Raw genomic sequence first — 16,199 nt, forward strand, 5'->3', positions numbered from 1 at the left:
GTGCCTGTAATACCAATGCCCATCGCCTCTACATTAACACTACAAAAGCCTTCAAAAAACTTCAATACTGTTGAAAATCGATCTTTAGCTCCACTACAAGCAAAACTTTTATGCTTTATATTTAAATGTTTTTTAAATTACCTTTTTAAATCCAGTTACCGTGCCCGCCTGATACCGCCGGTTTTATAAAACATTTTAAAATACCCCCAGGGGAAAGCTTTGTTGATGAAGAAAATCATTCTATTGATTGTTATTTGCCGCGTTTTGGTTTCTACGGCCGGAGCACAAACCACCATTGGTGTGCCTGCTATCAAAAATTATACACATACCGATTATAATGCCAGTACCGAAGTCTGGGATGTAAAACAGGACCGCAATGGCATACTGTATTTTGCCAATAACGACGGACTTTTAACTTTTGATGGCAGTTACTGGAAAATATATCCCCTACCCAATAAGGGCACTATCAAAGCCCTGGCTATTGACCCGGATGGAAAGATATTTGTAGGCGGACAGGACGAAATAGGTTATTTTTTCCCAGATGCTAACGGTATCTTAAAATACCATTCCATTAAACACCTGATGCCGCAAAAGGCCAGGCAATTTGCCGATATATGGAGCATTGTACTCTTCAAAAATGAAGTTTTCTTTCGTACCATTGAGTGTGTTTTTGAATACAATAATAACGAGATCAAAACATTCGACGCGCCGGGTGGCTGGCGGTTACTGGCAAAAGCCGGTTCGCAATTATTTGCCGAGGATAAGGACGAAGGACTTGTATTCTTTAAAGATCATCAATGGCAACTCTGTCATACCCCATTGCCAACTGCCAGTTTGCATATTACCGGGGTGATGGATTACAACCGTGATACGGTGCTGCTCACCACCTTAAAACAAGGTCTGTTTTTATTCACAGGATCGACATTGATTAAAAAACCTACCGCCATTGACCCCATTTTACAGAACGACCTGGTGAACTGCGCCAAAAAAATAGGCGACGATCGTTATGCCATCGGCACCAAAGCCCGCGGCCTGATCATTATTGACGGCAAGGGCAACGTGGTAGAACGGTTCTCCAACAACGAAGGGCTGCAAAATAATAACGTGCTTGGCCTCTTGCTCGACCGCGACAAGAACCTCTGGCTCGGTCTGGAAAGCGGCATTGATTTTATCAATTATAACACCTCGGTTAAGCGTATTTATGCCAATAAGGATAACCAGTTAAAAAGCAATGCGGTAAGCGTGTTTAATCAAAAACTGTTCATCGGCACTTCAAACGGATTATACAATGTTCCGCTTGATGCACGGCAAAAAGATATAAGCAACAATAAAGGCACATTTACCGAAGTAGAAAACACCAAGGGCCAGGTTTGGAGCCTGCGTGAAATAAACCACAACCTGCTGGTTGGGCATGAGGATGGCGCCCTGGTGGTTGATAACAACCGTGTAAAACAGATCACCAACCGGGAAGGTGCCTGGCGCTTTGTACCTATCCCCTCTTCGCCTGATATTATTGCAGGTACTTATACCGGTTTACAACTGATCAAAAATAATGGGAATGATTTTAAGGCCGATGTTAAAATGGATGCCCTGTATGAATCGTTACCCACCCTGGCAAAAGACAATGACGATCATGTAATTTGGGCATCGCACGCTTACCGTGGGGTTTATAAGATCCAGTTATCTGCCGATAGAAGAAAGATCATCCGCTACACACAATACACCGATCGTAACGGACTGCCATCGGTATTAAACAACCATGTTTATTTTATCAGGGGTAAAATACTGGTAGCCACTGAAAAAGGCGTTTATGAATATAATGTCAGTCAAAACAGATTTGAGCCATCGGCATTTTACAAACCTATTTTTGACAATAGCTATATAGAACATTTGACCGCTGATTCTACAGGTAATGTCTGGTTTATCAGCGATCAGCGGGTTGGTGTGGTAGATTTTAGCAAGCCATCGGCTGGTAAACCTTATACGGTGATCTATTTCCCGGAGCTTGCCGGCCAAACCGTGAAAGGGGCCGGATATATTTATCCATACAATAAGGAAAACATCTTCGTGGGCTCCAACAACGGCGTGTTTCATTTAAATTACCGGCAATACGTACAATCGGAAACAAAGTTGAATGTGTTGCTGACCACGGTAAAGGCCATTGCCGAAAAGGACAGCCTGATATTTGGCGGTTACTTTATGAAAGATAACGATGTGGCGACCGTTCAGGGCAAAAAGCAGATCGTTACCTTATCCAACCATTGGAACTCTTTTCATTTTGAATACTCTTCAACCTTATTTGCTCAAAAGAGCAACGAAGAGTTTTCCTATAAGCTGGAAGGCTTTGATAATGAATGGTCAAAATGGTCGGTAAAAACCGAGAAGGATTATACCAATTTACCTTACGGCCAGTACACTTTTTCGGTAAGGGTACGCAATAACCTGGGGAATGCCTCGGCGCCGGTGAGTTATACCTTTGTGGTAGATCCTGCCTGGTATCAAACTATCTGGGCCTATCTTTTTTATCTTTTACTGGTAATTTTCGCCATCTACCTTACTATTAAAGAGCAACGGAAACGCTTCGACCTGCACCGGCAGAAACACGAAGAAGAACAACGCCGCCTCAGCTATCTGCACAGCCTGGAGCTCGACAGGAATGAGAAAGAGATCATCGCCCTGAAAAACAACAACCTGGAATCGGAACTAAATTATAAGAATAAGGAACTGGCCACCATTACCATGCACCTGGTGGAGCGCGGCCGTATCCTGCTCAACATTCGGGAAGAACTGGTAGCTGCCATCAAAAAAGTGAACATGCCCGATTTGACCCACGAATTCCGGAATGTTTTTAAACTGGTAAGCGATACCGAAAAAAAGGACGACGACTGGAACCACTTTGCCATTTATTTTGATCAGGTACACAACAATTTCCTTTCCATTATGAAAACCCGTTTCCCGGGGCTTAGTCCAACCGATCTGAAACTGTGCGCCTATCTGCGGCTTAACCTTACCTCTAAGGAAATTGCCCAATTGATGAATATCTCGCTCAAAGGTGTCGAGATCAGCCGTTATCGCGTACGCAAAAAGCTGGGTTTAGCAACGGAAGTTAATTTGTATGACTTTTTGATTGATATAACGAAGTAGATTCTGATCAACAGTATAGTCACGGCGTCATTGCGAGGAGGAACGACGTGGCAATCCCCGATGTGCAGAGCCGCTCTGTATTTTAAGGATTGCCACGCTGTCGCTCGCAATGACGCGTGCTTTTTAAAAGCCTTCCCCTTTGGGGAGGGTTGGGTGGGGTGCTACTTATATATCCTCCCCATCGTTTGGTCATCCCAGATGATCTTTTTGAGCTCCTCGGGATTGATGATACCTTGCTTGCCGTAAACTACCTTGCCATCTGGGTCAACCAGCATGGTGTATGGCAAGGCGCCATCCCATTTAGGATCAACAGCCTCTATCATCTTGTATTTATCATCGCCGGTATAAATATAGTTGGGGCCGGATGCCTGTTTGCCTTTCAAAAAGCTCAAGGCCTTATCCTTGCGCGATGGATCATCGGCACTGATGGTAACAAATTCCAGTCCACGATCACGGTAGAGATGCATGATGGTCACCAGCTCCGGAAATTCGGCCACACAGGGGCCGCACCAGGTAGCCCACAAGTTGATCAATCTTAATTTATCGCTTTTATTTTTTACCAAATTGGCTATACCCGCGGCATCAATCGTGTCCAGTTTTACGGGCTCATTGGCCCAGGTTACGGCCGCCTTCTGGATCCAGTCCTGCTTTTCGGCCCATTTGATTGAGCAGCCAAAGGTTTTGGTTACCGGAACCGCTACTTCCTTACCCTCCAGTACGGCATCGATAGCGTTGCGGGCATCCAGTGATCGTGGCGTTTTGGCCGGATTCTCCATATCGTCAATACGGCCATTATAACGGAGTTTACGATCCTTATCAAAAATAAAGATATGCGGCGTAGCTACCGGACCATATTTATTACTGGCGACCTCTGTTTCGCCGTCATATAAATAAGGAAAGTTAAAATGACGGTCTTTAGCGCGTACTTTCATGTCCTCAAACGAATCGCCAAGGTCGCTGTAACCCAATTCGTCCAAACGCAGCGAGGCCGGGTTGTTGGGATTGATAGCCACCACTTTTACACCTTTTGAGGCATAGTCGCTGGTGAGTTTCACCAATCTATCCTCATAGGCTTGCGATGTTGGGCAGTGGTTACAGATAAACACCACAGCCAACACTTTGGCATCTTTGAATGATTGTAACGTATACGTTTTCCCATCAATACCAGGCAGACTAAAATCCGGAGCAGATGCACCCGTAGCTAAAGTGGTATGCGTTACCTGTGCAAAGCTAAACCGTGACAGGGTCAGTAAAGCAATAATGGTTATCAAACAAAACTTTTTCATATTCTTCTTAGCTAATTATTCGTGTACGGCCACAGCCAACAAGTACCAGGCGGTGTGCGGCAACCATTGTTCGGCCCAGCGCCAGTCGTAATCCTTATGGATCTGGGCATAGGATAAATTAAAATCGATATCATTTTCATCAGTCAATCCGCCGGTTACGCCATTTACAATACCGCCGGGCGCATTGGTATACTCAAACGTACCAAAGAAACCATAGGCCGGGTTATTATGCCCTGTGCCCTGCAGCATACTGGCATCAAAGGGATTCAAACCCAGTATCCAATTCAACTGATCAACAGCGAAAGTTTCCAGCTGATCATGGTAAGCCTTATCATCAGCAAACAAACCGGCAGCCAGGCGCGCGGCGGTGGCCATAGAAGATAAGCGCGCATTTTCACCCTGCCACCATGGAGAAGCATCGCTACCCTGCGGAAAGAAGAACGAGGTGCGCCTATTACCCAGGGTATCCTGCACCAATTGGCGGCTATAGCCAAACGGGTTATTCACCTCATGGGTAAGCTTCAGCTCAAAATCAAATGATGCTTTGACGGCTTTTTTGATGGACGCCTGCATAGCCTGATCAGCATATGGATAATAATAGATCAAGCTGGTAACCGGTAAGCCCGCATCTGAAGGATGGAAGAATGGCCTGTCGGTACTATCGGCCTTCCAGTAATTTTGATAGTTTTTCCAGGCAGATAACCGGTTGATGAGGTTGTTTGCCCTTTTGGTTGCAACCGTTAAATATTCCGGCTTTTTGGTGGCCTTATACAATTCAGTGGCAGCGCTTAAGGCGCAATAATCATCGAGGATATTCTCGCGGCCGTCAAAAGTCATGAGTTTGTTATTGGTTTCCAGGAATTGGAAGGCGTTTTCGGCAGCCTGTAAGTATTGTTCGCTGGTAAAATCGCCGTTTACTTTGATGGTTGATGCCATGGCCAAAGCGGCAATGGCCATACCCCCACCCGATCGGTAGCTGGTTTGGTATCGGTGCCAGTCCTTATTTTCGGCACTGTTACTAAATGGCTGATCTTTGGTTTGTTTGATGCGATAAGAAGCATCTTCGGCCCGGATCACCCTGTCCTTGGCCAGCTTGCCCGGACCGGGAGCCGATACCGACCGATAAAAAGAACCGTTTTTGACTTGCATCCGTACCAGGTAATCGGCGCCATAAGTCGCTTCATCCAAAATACGGCGGTTGATCTGCCTGAAATCAGTCGTTGTTTTTTTATCGAGGATCTCTTTGGTTTTCAGCAGACTCCATACCACCAATGGTATCTGTTGCGGATTGAAATAATTGGAGAATGACAGATGCGAAAAATGTTTGCCGTAATCGCCCGTGGCATCATACCAGCCACCATGGGCATCAATGGTATCCTTAGTTCTGCCAGCCAGCAGCAAATGATGATCGGCCTTATCTATTTCGCCAGCAGCACGCTGTCCTTTAAAGTAATATACTATATCAGATAGTGTAGCCTGCTCCAACACGTTCTTCCCAATTTTAAACGGGTAGGAACTTATCTTTTTACCGGATAAACTGATCTGCACCTGATAGGTGCCCGCAGTAGCAAAACCACTAAAATCAAGCGTGTAGAACTCCCTGTTTTTCCATCCCTTTACGTTACCGTTGTATACTGGCTTGCCAGAAAATACAACTTTGCCGTCCGCGTCCACCAATTGAAATGTGGTGATGGCATAGGCTTTGTCTGTCACCACAACAGCCTTTTTAGCTTTGGTATCTTCATAACCTACCTGGTTGGTTACCACTTTAACTCGCTGCGCAAAGGTTATGATTGGGAACAGAACCAGTAGAGAGATCAGGAAACGGTATGTTGTTTTATTCATAGATTGGGGTATTAGGGTTATATAAATTTATCAATTTATGGCAATGGAATACAGCGCATTATGCCCGGTAACGTACAAAGTTTTTCCATTCTTAGTAAAAACAAGCGATGTAGGGCGTTCAGGCACTTTGATCACACCTATCTGTTTGCCGGTGCTGTCATAAATATACACCTGTCCATCGGCAATATATACATGCCCCTTTGCGTCAACTGCCGAATCAAATTCACCCCGTTCGGCAAAATATTTCAGTTCGCTCAGGTAGCCTTCATTACTTACATTGAGCTGTACTGTACGTTTATCATATTCATCCGTAGTATAAACCGGTTTACCGGGATAGGCGGCAACCAGGGCACTGGAGCGGGCCAAATCATATACCACAGGGATAATGGTAACTCCATCCGGCGCTACCCAGCATTCGGCTGCTTTATTAACAGATACCGTATTAAAATCATGATAATCACGCCAGCGATGCGCCGGGTAAAGCGCCTGGTATATAATTTTGCCGGTTGGCATGGCCTCTTTCTGCAACAATTGAATACTCTCATCCGGATTACCTGTATTTACTGAATAAACCAAACTGCCAAAGCCTGAGTTACCCCAGCCGCTAAAAGATGTACCTGATGCATCAGCCGGATTTTTAAATTCTTCGGGCTTGCCATCAATCAGGTAACCGGGCTTAGGGGTATACTTAAATACCACCAGCAGGTTATCATTTTTATCGCAGGCCAGCGAAAGTGGTTCCCAGGGATAATCGGCAAGTAAACTGATAGTTTTGGTATTCGCATCCCATTTATAAATACGCCTCATCCTGGCTTCACTAAAGTAAACGTTGCCCTTGCTGTCGGCACAAAGACTATTGGCAAACTCAAAACCCGACGCCAGTTTTTGCACATTGCCCTGAACGGGTTGTTCGTTGGTTGTTGTGGTACTATTGATGACCAGGCGTGTAAATTCCCATGGACGCACCGTAGTATTGGTACCGACATCATACAGCGGATCGGTAGTGGTGTATTTGATCTGGCTGTAGTTATGCACATTCAACAATTCCACATTTTTATTATTCCAGCTGCGGATAGAATATGGATAAGGTTTGATCACCCGGATAACCCGGAACATATACAAATTCGCGAAGGTTATGTCGGTACAATTTTCCAGTTCCAACGGCTGGCATTCGGTGCTTTCGCGGCTTTCTTCTTCCAGCTGCAGGGCGTATACCTTCCAGTTGCTTACTTTGTTAAAACGGACTTCGTTGCGTACATGGTGCTCTACCGATAGCGCATAAATACGTCCTGGTGTGCTGGTATTGGAAACATAAGCCCCGGCCGTAGCGTAGGTATTGGCACTCCAGATATTTTTAAATGTGCCGCCGCCCCCGTCGGTTATCCAAAGGCTCCAGTATTGGCTGTCCCACATATCGCTGTCGTTACCGCGATATAAACCAGGGCCAGCCTGTTCACCAGGTTTATTCATCCCCCCATGACCTCCTAAAAATTTCACGTCGTTCAGGTAGGAGTTTTCGCCGGCCATCCATTTACAGGCCACTGTCCGCGGATTGATTCGCCCCGATGATAAACCGATCCCGGTGAGAATATTGTTGCTGCCTTTACCGGTTTCGATCATCGGCACAGGTCCGCCGAAACCGCCGAAAGCTTGTGTATTATCTTTCAATATAATCTGTGTAGCGATGGGATTCAACCCTATCAGCACCGTATTCGGTTTTAGCTTTAAAGTTTCGGTGATGCGATATCTTCCTGATGGCACATAAATAGCTGGATATTTGTCAATGGCATCTTGTATGGTTTTGGTATCGTCCGTTTCGCCGTCACCTTTGGCACCCAGCGTTTGCAGATTGGCCCAGGTACTTATCGCTGGGAAATCAGGGATATCCTTTTTGGCCGGCGGTGGGAAAGATTGCAGTGGTTGTATCTCTTTTATGGTTTTATACACCGGGTCGGCGGTCAGGTTATCCATCTGCAAACCGTATATAAAATTTTTCACTTTGTAGATAGCGCCCTGGCCAGCGGTTGTTGTTTTGCTGCGGCGATAGCTGGCCAGTGTCTTTACATCGCGGCAGTCCACATTACGCAGACTGATCTGGTTAAAAGCATTATCCTCGTTACTAATCACCACAGCCGGACCGCTCACATGATCAAACCGGCTATCTTCCACAAACAACTTTTCATGATAATTAGGATGGATCTCGATCACCGTAGGCACATTCTTTACCTGCATTCGTACAATGGTTAATCCGGCTTCCTGTGTGCTGATGGCAGCCTTACGCTGCCCTTCAAAATAGGTATCCACCATCATAAACTGCCAGCCTGGTGACGGTTTGGTGGTCAGGATACCGTAATCGCCGTTAAAAAAGCGTACATCTTCCATTTCATTGCCTACATCAAACATCCCAGCCTTACCTTTACCTGCGTCAATATCGGCATGAGCTATAAAACTGTGCTGCGCATAATGCGTGCGCAAAGCCACAGCTACCGGGTTGCCATCTTCAATTTTAAGGTTGATGTTGGATAGGGCGCTATAAAAGGTAGAGGCTCCAGCGTCTGATATCTCTTCACCGGGTTTGGATATATTATTTACAAACCAAAACATATATTTGGCCTTGCCTTTATCCGTAGTATCTGCCACCTGAAATCCCGGTGAGTTTTTGGCCAGGATAATTACCGGGCGGGTTTTGCCATAGCCGATCAGTCGTACCGCCCGGGGTACAAATATGGTTTTACTGATGAGGTATTTCCCTTCGGGGATAAACAGCACGCCGAAATTATTTTTATCCTTCAGGTCTTTAATAGCCTGCTGCAGCGCATCGGAGACATCAGTTTTACCATCGGCCTTAACCGGGTATTTATCAGGCGTAAAATAAACAGCTTCTTTATCATCCAAACGTTGCTGATAAAATGACCTGGCAGCCCCAAACGGAGCATCCGGGGCCTGGGCAAAGCCGCAATGATAAATTAATGGTATAAAAAGCGTCAATAAAAAGAACTTCTTCACGGTTGGTGTTAATTTTAGATAAGGTATCACAATTGGTAATTGAATGTAACAGGGTATAAAGCAGCATTGATCAGCCAGAACAAAGCTCGATATTAGTTTCCCCAACTGCTATTTTACCAACACTACATCACCACTACCAATATTGCCAACAAGATATTATATCAAATTAGTTACAAAAGATCGGAAGACGAATCTGGCTCACTCTCTGTCTCTGTTGCTCTGCATTTTTTCTGTAGTACCGGCACTATGCGTTTTTCTTCCTTTAAACCCTGTTAATATCATCATTTTCAGATCGCAGTAGTGGTAATGTAGTGCATCAAAACTATAAAATGGTTTAACTTTATAGCATACTTGCAAAGTGTTATAACCTGGATAAGCATACTGTCGCATGGCTTATTTCTTTTAAAATTTTTGATTTACTGGCCCTACAAATCGCAAAAGATCAATGAGATTTGAATATAGATACAAATGAGAAAATTCTTAATTGCTACGCACGGGGCTTTTGCCAAAGGAATAAAATCGTCATTGGATATGATCATTGGCGAAACCGATAACGTATTCCTGATCCAGGCTTACCTGGATGATCATATCAGCGTAGAAGATGAACTGGCTACTGTGTTAACGCATATTACAGCTGATGATGAACTGGTAATATTTACCGATCTTTTGGGTGGCAGCGTAAACAACATCATGATACGCGAAGCATTGAAAAACAATGTGCATATCGTATCCGGCTTTAACCTGCCCTTGCTAATTGAAGTTATTATGGGCGATGCTGGCACACCGGTTACCGAGATAATAGAAACAGCCATTATCGATGGTAAAGAGCAAATGATTTATGTAAACAAACTGATAACACAACAAAATGATTAAGCTAACCCGCATAGACGACAGACTGGTACACGGACAGGTGGCCATGACCTGGACACCCGCCCTGGGCGCCGATTGCCTGCTGGTAGCCAACGATAAGGCCGCCACCGACGAATTTTTAAAAATGACCCTGGGCCTGGCTAAACCAGCCTCGGCCAAATTACTGATCAAAACACTAACCGACGCCATCACATTTTTGAACGACCCACGCGGGCAGAACATGAAAATACTGGTACTGGTGAATTCTGTAAAAGATGCCGCTACATTGGTCGCCGGTGTAAGTGAGATCAGGAGCATCAACTTTGGTGGCATCCGCACCAAAGAAGGCGCGCGTTCCATAGCCAAGGCATTGGCGGTTACTGATGATGATGTAGCCATTATCCGCGATCTGTTAGCCAAAGGCATCGAATTGGAAGCAAGGCAGGTACCAACTGATAACAAAACCCCGATAGAAACCCTGATTTAAGATGCTGGCCACCTATCTGTTACTCACACTTATAGCCGTTTTTGGGCACTTTGAGGATTTTTTGGGCACTACGCTGTTAAGTCGCCCGCTGATCCTGGGGCCATTGGTGGGTTTAGTGCTGGGCGATGTTACGCAGGGTGTTATGATAGGTGCTACCCTGGAGTTGATCTTTATGGGAAATATTAAAGTCGGCGCGGCTATTCCACCAGATATTATTACCGGAGGTGTGTTGGGAACAGCTTTCGCCATCATGTCGCACAAAGGGCCTGCTATTGCGCTGGCATTGGCGGTGCCTATCTCTATCCTCTCAGAAATGGTGATCAGTGGCTTGTTCGTTTTCCGGGCGGTATTCAATAAAAAATTCAATCAATATGCCGAGGCCGGCGATTATAAAGGAATCCAGCGACTGCATATCCTATCGGGGCTATTAAAACCCTTACTCATGGGCATCATTATTTTTGTGGCTTTGGAATTGGGTTCAACAGCCATCAAATCATTCCTTGATCTGATCCCGGCCTGGGTACAATCGGGCCTGCAGGTAGCCGGGAATATGCTGCCCGCGCTGGGTTTTGCCCTGCTCATGAACCTGATGTTCAACAAAAGAGTTGCCCCTTACTTTTTCCTTGGGTTTATGCTGGCTGCTTATTTAAAATTGCCCATTATCGCTATTGGAGGCTTAGGGGTGATCATCGCATTGATCGTAACACAGGATGCACCCAAACCCGCTGCTGCCTCTACTGATGATGATTTTGATTTTGACGATACACCTGCAGAAACAATACCCACAGAACCACAGCATCAACTAAGCAAGGGCACTTTAAGAAAACTGTTTTTAAGATCACTTGCCCTCGAGGCTAACTTCAATTTTGAAACCTGGCAAAATACCGGCTTTGCCTTTGCGATTATCCCGGTATTGAAAAAATTATATCATACTAAAGAAAGTATGACCGCCGCGCTTAAAAGGCATTTGCGGTTGTTCAATACCAGTCCTTATGGCTCTACGCTCATCATCGGCATTACGGCCGCCATGGAAGAGCAAAACGCACTAGATAAAGATTTTGATGAAGAATCTATCAGCTCAGTAAAATTGGGACTCATGGGACCACTGGCCGGTGTGTTCGACTCCTTATTTTGGGGAACTTTTAAGGTGATCGCCGCGGGCGTGGGTACCTCGTTGGCTATCAAGGGGAATATATTAGGCCCTCTGCTTTTCTTGATCATATTCAATGTACCACATCTGCTGCTGCGCTATAACCTCACTTTTATAGGCTACAATGCAGGCACCAAATTTTTGCAGAACCTGAGCAAAGGTAACGTAATGGATAAGCTTACCTCCGGCGCAGCTATACTGGGCCTCATGGTAGTAGGCGCTATGCCTGCCACACTCATGAATATCAAAACACCGCTGAATATTGGTTCGTCATCATCGGCCGTTGGCGTACAGGGCATCCTGGATCAAATAGTACCAGCTATGATACCGTTAGGGCTTACCTTCCTGGTATATTATTTTGTAAAAAAACAGGTTAAAACTACCTGGCTGCTACTGGGCCTACTGGTATTAGGTTTTGCAGGCAGTATAATCCATTTGTTTGTATGACGATCAATGGCATAGGCGTATCTCCCGGAATTACCATTGGCAAAGCCAGCTTACTAAAAAAGCAGGAAGCGGCCTTGTCGGGTGTTGTATTAGCGAATGATGCTGATATTACTATCGAGATAGAAAAGTTCAACAATGCTGTAGCTCTTTCAGTTCAAGACGTTGAAACTATGATCAACAGTTACGATCAATCTCAGGGAAAAGAAGGCCTGGAAATTCTGGAAACGCATATTGAGCTCTTAACAGATCCACAGATCAGCGAGGACGTAACCGAAAAAATATCCAAAGAAAAGAAGAATGCCAATGACGCGGTGATTGAGGTGATCGCAGACGCGGTTCAACTTTTCACAAATATGGAGGATGAATACCTGAGCACGCGTGCTGCCGATGTTCAGGATATTGGTGATCGCCTGCTCAGAAACTTAAACTCATCAATTCCAGACACTACTACAACCTACGAAGCGGATACCATCATTATTGCCGAAGACCTTACGCCTTCGGATACCATCAGCATGGATACTACGCATGTTGCCGGCTTTGTCACACAAGTAGGTGGTCGTACATCACATGCAGCTATTATTGCCAGATCGCGCGGCGTCCCGGCCATTGTGGGATGCGGTATAACCTTAACGGAGATCAAAGATGGAGATCTTTTAATCCTCGACGGACAAAGCGGGGCTATTATCATCAATCCTGATCAGAATACAATTGACCAATACCGCATAAAACAAGACAACTGGCAGGCACAGAACAATTTACTCCGGTCGTTAAAAGATACACCTGCGACAACTACCGATGGTATCAATATTAAACTATTTGCCAATATAGGCGATGCAAATGATATGGAACAGGCCATCGGTTTTGGCGCTGAAGGCTCCGGATTATTGCGTACCGAACTGCTTTTTATGGGTCGAGATGCTTTACCCGACGAAGAAGAGCAATTTGAATTTTATAAAGCCGTTGCCCTAAAAGCCAAAGGCAAACCTGTTATTGTACGCACGTTGGATATTGGCGGCGACAAACAACTCCCCTATTTTAATTTCCCGGCAGAACAAAACCCTTTCTTGGGTTACAGGGCCATTCGCATCTGTCTGGACCGTCCGGATATTTTTATCGTGCAGTTAAAAGCCATATTACGGGCCAGCACGTTTGGCCGGTTAAAGATCATGTTTCCGATGATCTCCAATATACAGGAAGTAAGGGCTGCCAAAGTCATATTGCAACAAGCCAAAGATGAGTTATCTAAAGCGGGTATCACCTTCGATAAAAATATCCCCGTAGGTATTATGATCGAGATCCCATCAGCTGCAATCACTGCCGATCTGCTCGCTAAAGAAGTGGACTTTTTTAGCATCGGCACCAATGACCTTTGTCAGTACACGCTGGCCGTCGACCGCATGAACGAGCAGATCAAAGAGCTGTATGATCCCTACAATCCCGGGGTGCTTCGGCTTATTGCTTATGTGATCGATCAGGGTCATAAAAATAATGTGGAAGTAGGTATGTGCGGCGAGCTGGCATCAGATCCTAAAGCAACCCTTTTATTATTGGGCATGGGACTTACCGAATTTTCCATGAGTGCGGCAGCTATTCCCGAAATCAAGAACATCATTATCCACAGTGATCTGACAAAAGCCAAACAGATACATAGCCATATAATGGAGATGGATAGTTCAACAGCCATCACAGCTTATTTACAGGAGATAACTCTATGATAACAAAAGACTATATCATTACCGCAGCCGAAGGCATACATGCCCGGCCAGCAACCAACCTGGTAAAACTAACTAAAAACTACAGCTCACTCATCAGCATAAAAAAGGGTGATCGTACGGTAAAATTAAGCAGCCTCATGAACATCCTTTCCCTGGGCATCAAAGGCGGCGAAACCATCTCCATTATTATTGACGGGGAGGATGAAACGAGCGCTATTATAGCTATTGACGCGTTTTTTGAGGAAGAATTAAAACACCTGTAAAGGCAAAATAATAAGATGAAAATCACAATAACCAAAAACGAAAAAGAATTTAACGAAACCGCGGCCTGGCGCATTATTGGTCAAATGCTGGAGAAACCCACGGCTGTAATAGGTCTTTCAACCGGGCAAACCACTATCGACATGCACCGCATAGTGTCTGATATCTATACGCAATATCCCTTTGATGTATCTCGCATTACGCTTTTTAATGTGGATGAGCTCACCAACCTGCCAAGGGAATACTCGGGCAGCTGCTATACCATGATATTGAACCAAATAGCAGGTCCCTTGGGTATACCCGACGAGAATTTCATTATGCCTCCTACACTGAGCGATGATTTTGAGGCCGAAAGCCTGCTTTTTGAAAAACGCCTGGCCGAACGCGGTGGCGCCGATCTGCAAATGCTGGGTATTGGTAGTAACGGCCACATCGGCATTAACCAGCCCGGTACGCCTTTTGAAAGCGAGACATGGGTATCGCCTATGGATCCTGACTTTGAAGCCCGTGTACGCCGCGAGACACAAGTACCAGAACATATTGTATTGGGCGGCCTGACCCGTGGTGTGAAAAACATTATGCATACCCGCAAACTGATATTGATAGCCAAAGGCGCTCATAAAGCCGAAATCATTGAACAGGCAATTTTAGGTCCGGTAACTACCGATATACCTGCCTCGGTGGTACAACTGCACCCCAACTGCGAAATCTTACTCGATGCCGATGCCGGCGCGCTGATTCATGAACGTGTAAAACAACGGGGTTATAATTTTTAAAGATTTTCCCACCTTAAACCTTTATCATAAGTCTTATAACAATTGTTGTAAGACTTTTTTGTTCCCGGAAAAACCGGTACATCACGCCTAAACTACCTGTCCTGTTTATCTATGAATCGAAATACAGTAGCCGTAAAAGCGGCATTCTTTTCATAATAAAGCATATGTGATCCATCCAGCTTCACTACGTGCTGATTGGGGAACCTGAAAGTTTTATAATGTGCGGTTCCGATGGCGTAATCGCGTGTGCCGGTAATAACCAGTACAGGTACATGGATCTGACTGCTGATAGGAGCATAATCTTTCCAGTACTCCGGATAGCGGTTTTGTTTGGTCGTATCTATCAGATGGGCGATAACGGCATAACCAAAATCAGAAGTACGTTTATAGTTCGATTCTATGCTATCCATTTTTTCGATAGTATTTATGCTATCTGCCAATAACTTATACCCGAGGTGTACTTTGTTTAACTTTTTTCTTACAAGAGAATTTTGCTGCAACAGTTCCTGTGTATTATCATTGGTAATTGTCGTATCCTTATGCAGCAGGCGATAAGAATACATGATCTGTTCTCTTAATGAGCTGTTATTAAAAAAGTGGAGTGTAGAATTAGCTAATATTAATCCGGATACATGCCCCTGATATTTTTGAGCATAGTTAACGGCCAACACCCCACCAAATGAATGGCTTAGCAGGTAAATTTTATCGGCTCCCAATTGTTTCCTGGTTTCTTCAATATCATCAACCAAGCGGCTCAAACTATAATCTTTCGCATTTTGAGAATGGCCTGAGCCCCGCTGGTCGAGGTAAACCATGGTGAGCCTTTTTTCAAGATTGGAGCCTCCCATTTCTTCGAACGACAAATAATCCTGCCCTGGACCGCCATGGATGTATATACATACCGGCCCTTTGCCCGCTACCTTGACCGCCAGTTTAATACCATCGGAGGTAACAATATTCTGCTCTCCCGCTTTAAGCCTTATCTGTTGCGCACTGGTCGAATAACCAAAAGCTATTAAGGCTACAAATAAAATGACGCCATAAAAGATGTTATATTTCATTGATTAACTTGTATGATGTTTTAGATTTAACGATACAGCCATTGTTACACATTATACCGGCCTCACTTATTCCGGCGCTAACCCAAATAAACATCCATTGTAAATCAAACCATTTTCTTACAAGGTAATAGTTAACAATTACTTTAAACTTAGCAATCTTGTTTTTATTCAT

At 44.8% G+C, this 16,199-nt stretch carries 11 protein-coding genes; 7 read left to right on the forward strand and 4 right to left on the reverse strand.

The annotated features are described in order from the left end of the window. Window positions 1–225 precede the first annotated feature (225 nt). Window positions 226–3,144 carry a triple tyrosine motif-containing protein gene (locus FHW89_RS16980; protein ID WP_172336253.1) on the forward strand — a complete coding sequence of 973 codons (2,919 nt, stop codon included), beginning with the start codon at window positions 226–228 and terminating at the stop codon, window positions 3,142–3,144. Window positions 3,145–3,305: 161 nt separating this feature from the next. Here the strand turns inward: FHW89_RS16980 and FHW89_RS16985 are convergent, their stop codons facing one another. Genes FHW89_RS16985 through FHW89_RS16995 form a run of 3 tightly spaced genes read right to left on the reverse strand, consistent with a single transcriptional unit; the run spans window position 3,306 to window position 9,281 of the window. Continuing rightward, entirely contained in the window at window positions 3,306–4,430 is a 1,125-nt protein-coding gene (locus tag FHW89_RS16985) for a redoxin family protein (RefSeq protein WP_172336254.1), read from the reverse strand. Between the two features lie 15 nt (window positions 4,431–4,445). After that, complete coding sequence (locus FHW89_RS16990; protein WP_172336255.1) at window positions 4,446–6,275, reverse strand: glycoside hydrolase family 9 protein; 1,830 nt, start codon at window positions 6,273–6,275, stop codon at window positions 4,446–4,448. Window positions 6,276–6,305: 30 nt separating this feature from the next. Further along, a complete protein-coding gene (locus FHW89_RS16995; RefSeq protein ID WP_216650603.1) occupies window positions 6,306–9,281 on the reverse strand; it encodes a glycosyl hydrolase family 28-related protein in 2,976 nt (991 codons plus the stop codon). A gap of 468 nt (window positions 9,282–9,749) precedes the next feature. Between FHW89_RS16995 and FHW89_RS17000 the strand changes: the two genes are divergently transcribed. Genes FHW89_RS17000 through FHW89_RS17025 form a run of 6 tightly spaced genes read left to right on the forward strand, consistent with a single transcriptional unit; the run spans window position 9,750 to window position 14,966 of the window. Beyond that, complete coding sequence (locus tag FHW89_RS17000; RefSeq protein WP_172336256.1) at window positions 9,750–10,154, forward strand: PTS sugar transporter subunit IIA; 405 nt, start codon at window positions 9,750–9,752, stop codon at window positions 10,152–10,154. Beyond that, complete coding sequence (locus FHW89_RS17005; protein ID WP_172336257.1) at window positions 10,147–10,617, forward strand: PTS sugar transporter subunit IIB; 471 nt, start codon at window positions 10,147–10,149, stop codon at window positions 10,615–10,617. Before FHW89_RS17000 ends, FHW89_RS17005 begins: the two co-directional genes overlap by 8 nt. 1 nt (window position 10,618) lies before the next feature. Then, window positions 10,619–12,214: a PTS system mannose/fructose/sorbose family transporter subunit IID gene (locus FHW89_RS28665; RefSeq protein WP_216650604.1), complete on the forward strand. Its 1,596-nt coding sequence runs from the start codon at window positions 10,619–10,621 to the stop codon at window positions 12,212–12,214. Next, the gene (ptsP, locus tag FHW89_RS17015) at window positions 12,211–13,929 is read left to right on the forward strand and encodes a phosphoenolpyruvate--protein phosphotransferase (protein WP_172336258.1); all 1,719 of its coding nucleotides are present in this window, start codon (window positions 12,211–12,213) and stop codon (window positions 13,927–13,929) included. Before FHW89_RS28665 ends, ptsP begins: the two co-directional genes overlap by 4 nt. Then, the gene (locus tag FHW89_RS17020; protein WP_172336259.1) at window positions 13,926–14,192 is read left to right on the forward strand and encodes an HPr family phosphocarrier protein; all 267 of its coding nucleotides are present in this window, start codon (window positions 13,926–13,928) and stop codon (window positions 14,190–14,192) included. Before ptsP ends, FHW89_RS17020 begins: the two co-directional genes overlap by 4 nt. A 15-nt stretch (window positions 14,193–14,207) precedes the next feature. Then, window positions 14,208–14,966: a 6-phosphogluconolactonase gene (locus FHW89_RS17025; RefSeq protein WP_172336260.1), complete on the forward strand. Its 759-nt coding sequence runs from the start codon at window positions 14,208–14,210 to the stop codon at window positions 14,964–14,966. Window positions 14,967–15,058: 92 nt separating this feature from the next. On the opposite strand, the gene FHW89_RS17030 is transcribed toward FHW89_RS17025, so the two are convergent. Continuing rightward, the gene (locus FHW89_RS17030) at window positions 15,059–16,027 is read right to left on the reverse strand and encodes an alpha/beta fold hydrolase (RefSeq protein ID WP_172336261.1); all 969 of its coding nucleotides are present in this window, start codon (window positions 16,025–16,027) and stop codon (window positions 15,059–15,061) included. Window positions 16,028–16,199 lie beyond the last annotated feature (172 nt).

It is taken from the genome of Mucilaginibacter sp. SG564, assembly GCF_013149275.1.
Taxonomy (GTDB): domain Bacteria; phylum Bacteroidota; class Bacteroidia; order Sphingobacteriales; family Sphingobacteriaceae; genus Mucilaginibacter.

Excerpts from the sequence above, each read along its gene's own strand:
- FHW89_RS16980 (WP_172336253.1), top strand. The coding sequence starts at position 226 with ATGAAGAAAATCATTCTATTGATTGTTATTTGCCGCGTTTTGGTTTCT.
- FHW89_RS16985 (WP_172336254.1), bottom strand. The coding sequence starts at position 4,430 with ATGAAAAAGTTTTGTTTGATAACCATTATTGCTTTACTGACCCTGTCA.
- FHW89_RS16990 (WP_172336255.1), bottom strand. The coding sequence starts at position 6,275 with ATGAATAAAACAACATACCGTTTCCTGATCTCTCTACTGGTTCTGTTC.
- FHW89_RS17000 (WP_172336256.1), top strand. The coding sequence starts at position 9,750 with ATGAGAAAATTCTTAATTGCTACGCACGGGGCTTTTGCCAAAGGAATA.
- FHW89_RS17005 (WP_172336257.1), top strand. The coding sequence starts at position 10,147 with ATGATTAAGCTAACCCGCATAGACGACAGACTGGTACACGGACAGGTG.
- FHW89_RS28665 (WP_216650604.1), top strand. The coding sequence starts at position 10,619 with ATGCTGGCCACCTATCTGTTACTCACACTTATAGCCGTTTTTGGGCAC.
- ptsP (WP_172336258.1), top strand. The coding sequence starts at position 12,211 with ATGACGATCAATGGCATAGGCGTATCTCCCGGAATTACCATTGGCAAA.
- FHW89_RS17020 (WP_172336259.1), top strand. The coding sequence starts at position 13,926 with ATGATAACAAAAGACTATATCATTACCGCAGCCGAAGGCATACATGCC.
- FHW89_RS17025 (WP_172336260.1), top strand. The coding sequence starts at position 14,208 with ATGAAAATCACAATAACCAAAAACGAAAAAGAATTTAACGAAACCGCG.
- FHW89_RS17030 (WP_172336261.1), bottom strand. The coding sequence starts at position 16,027 with ATGAAATATAACATCTTTTATGGCGTCATTTTATTTGTAGCCTTAATA.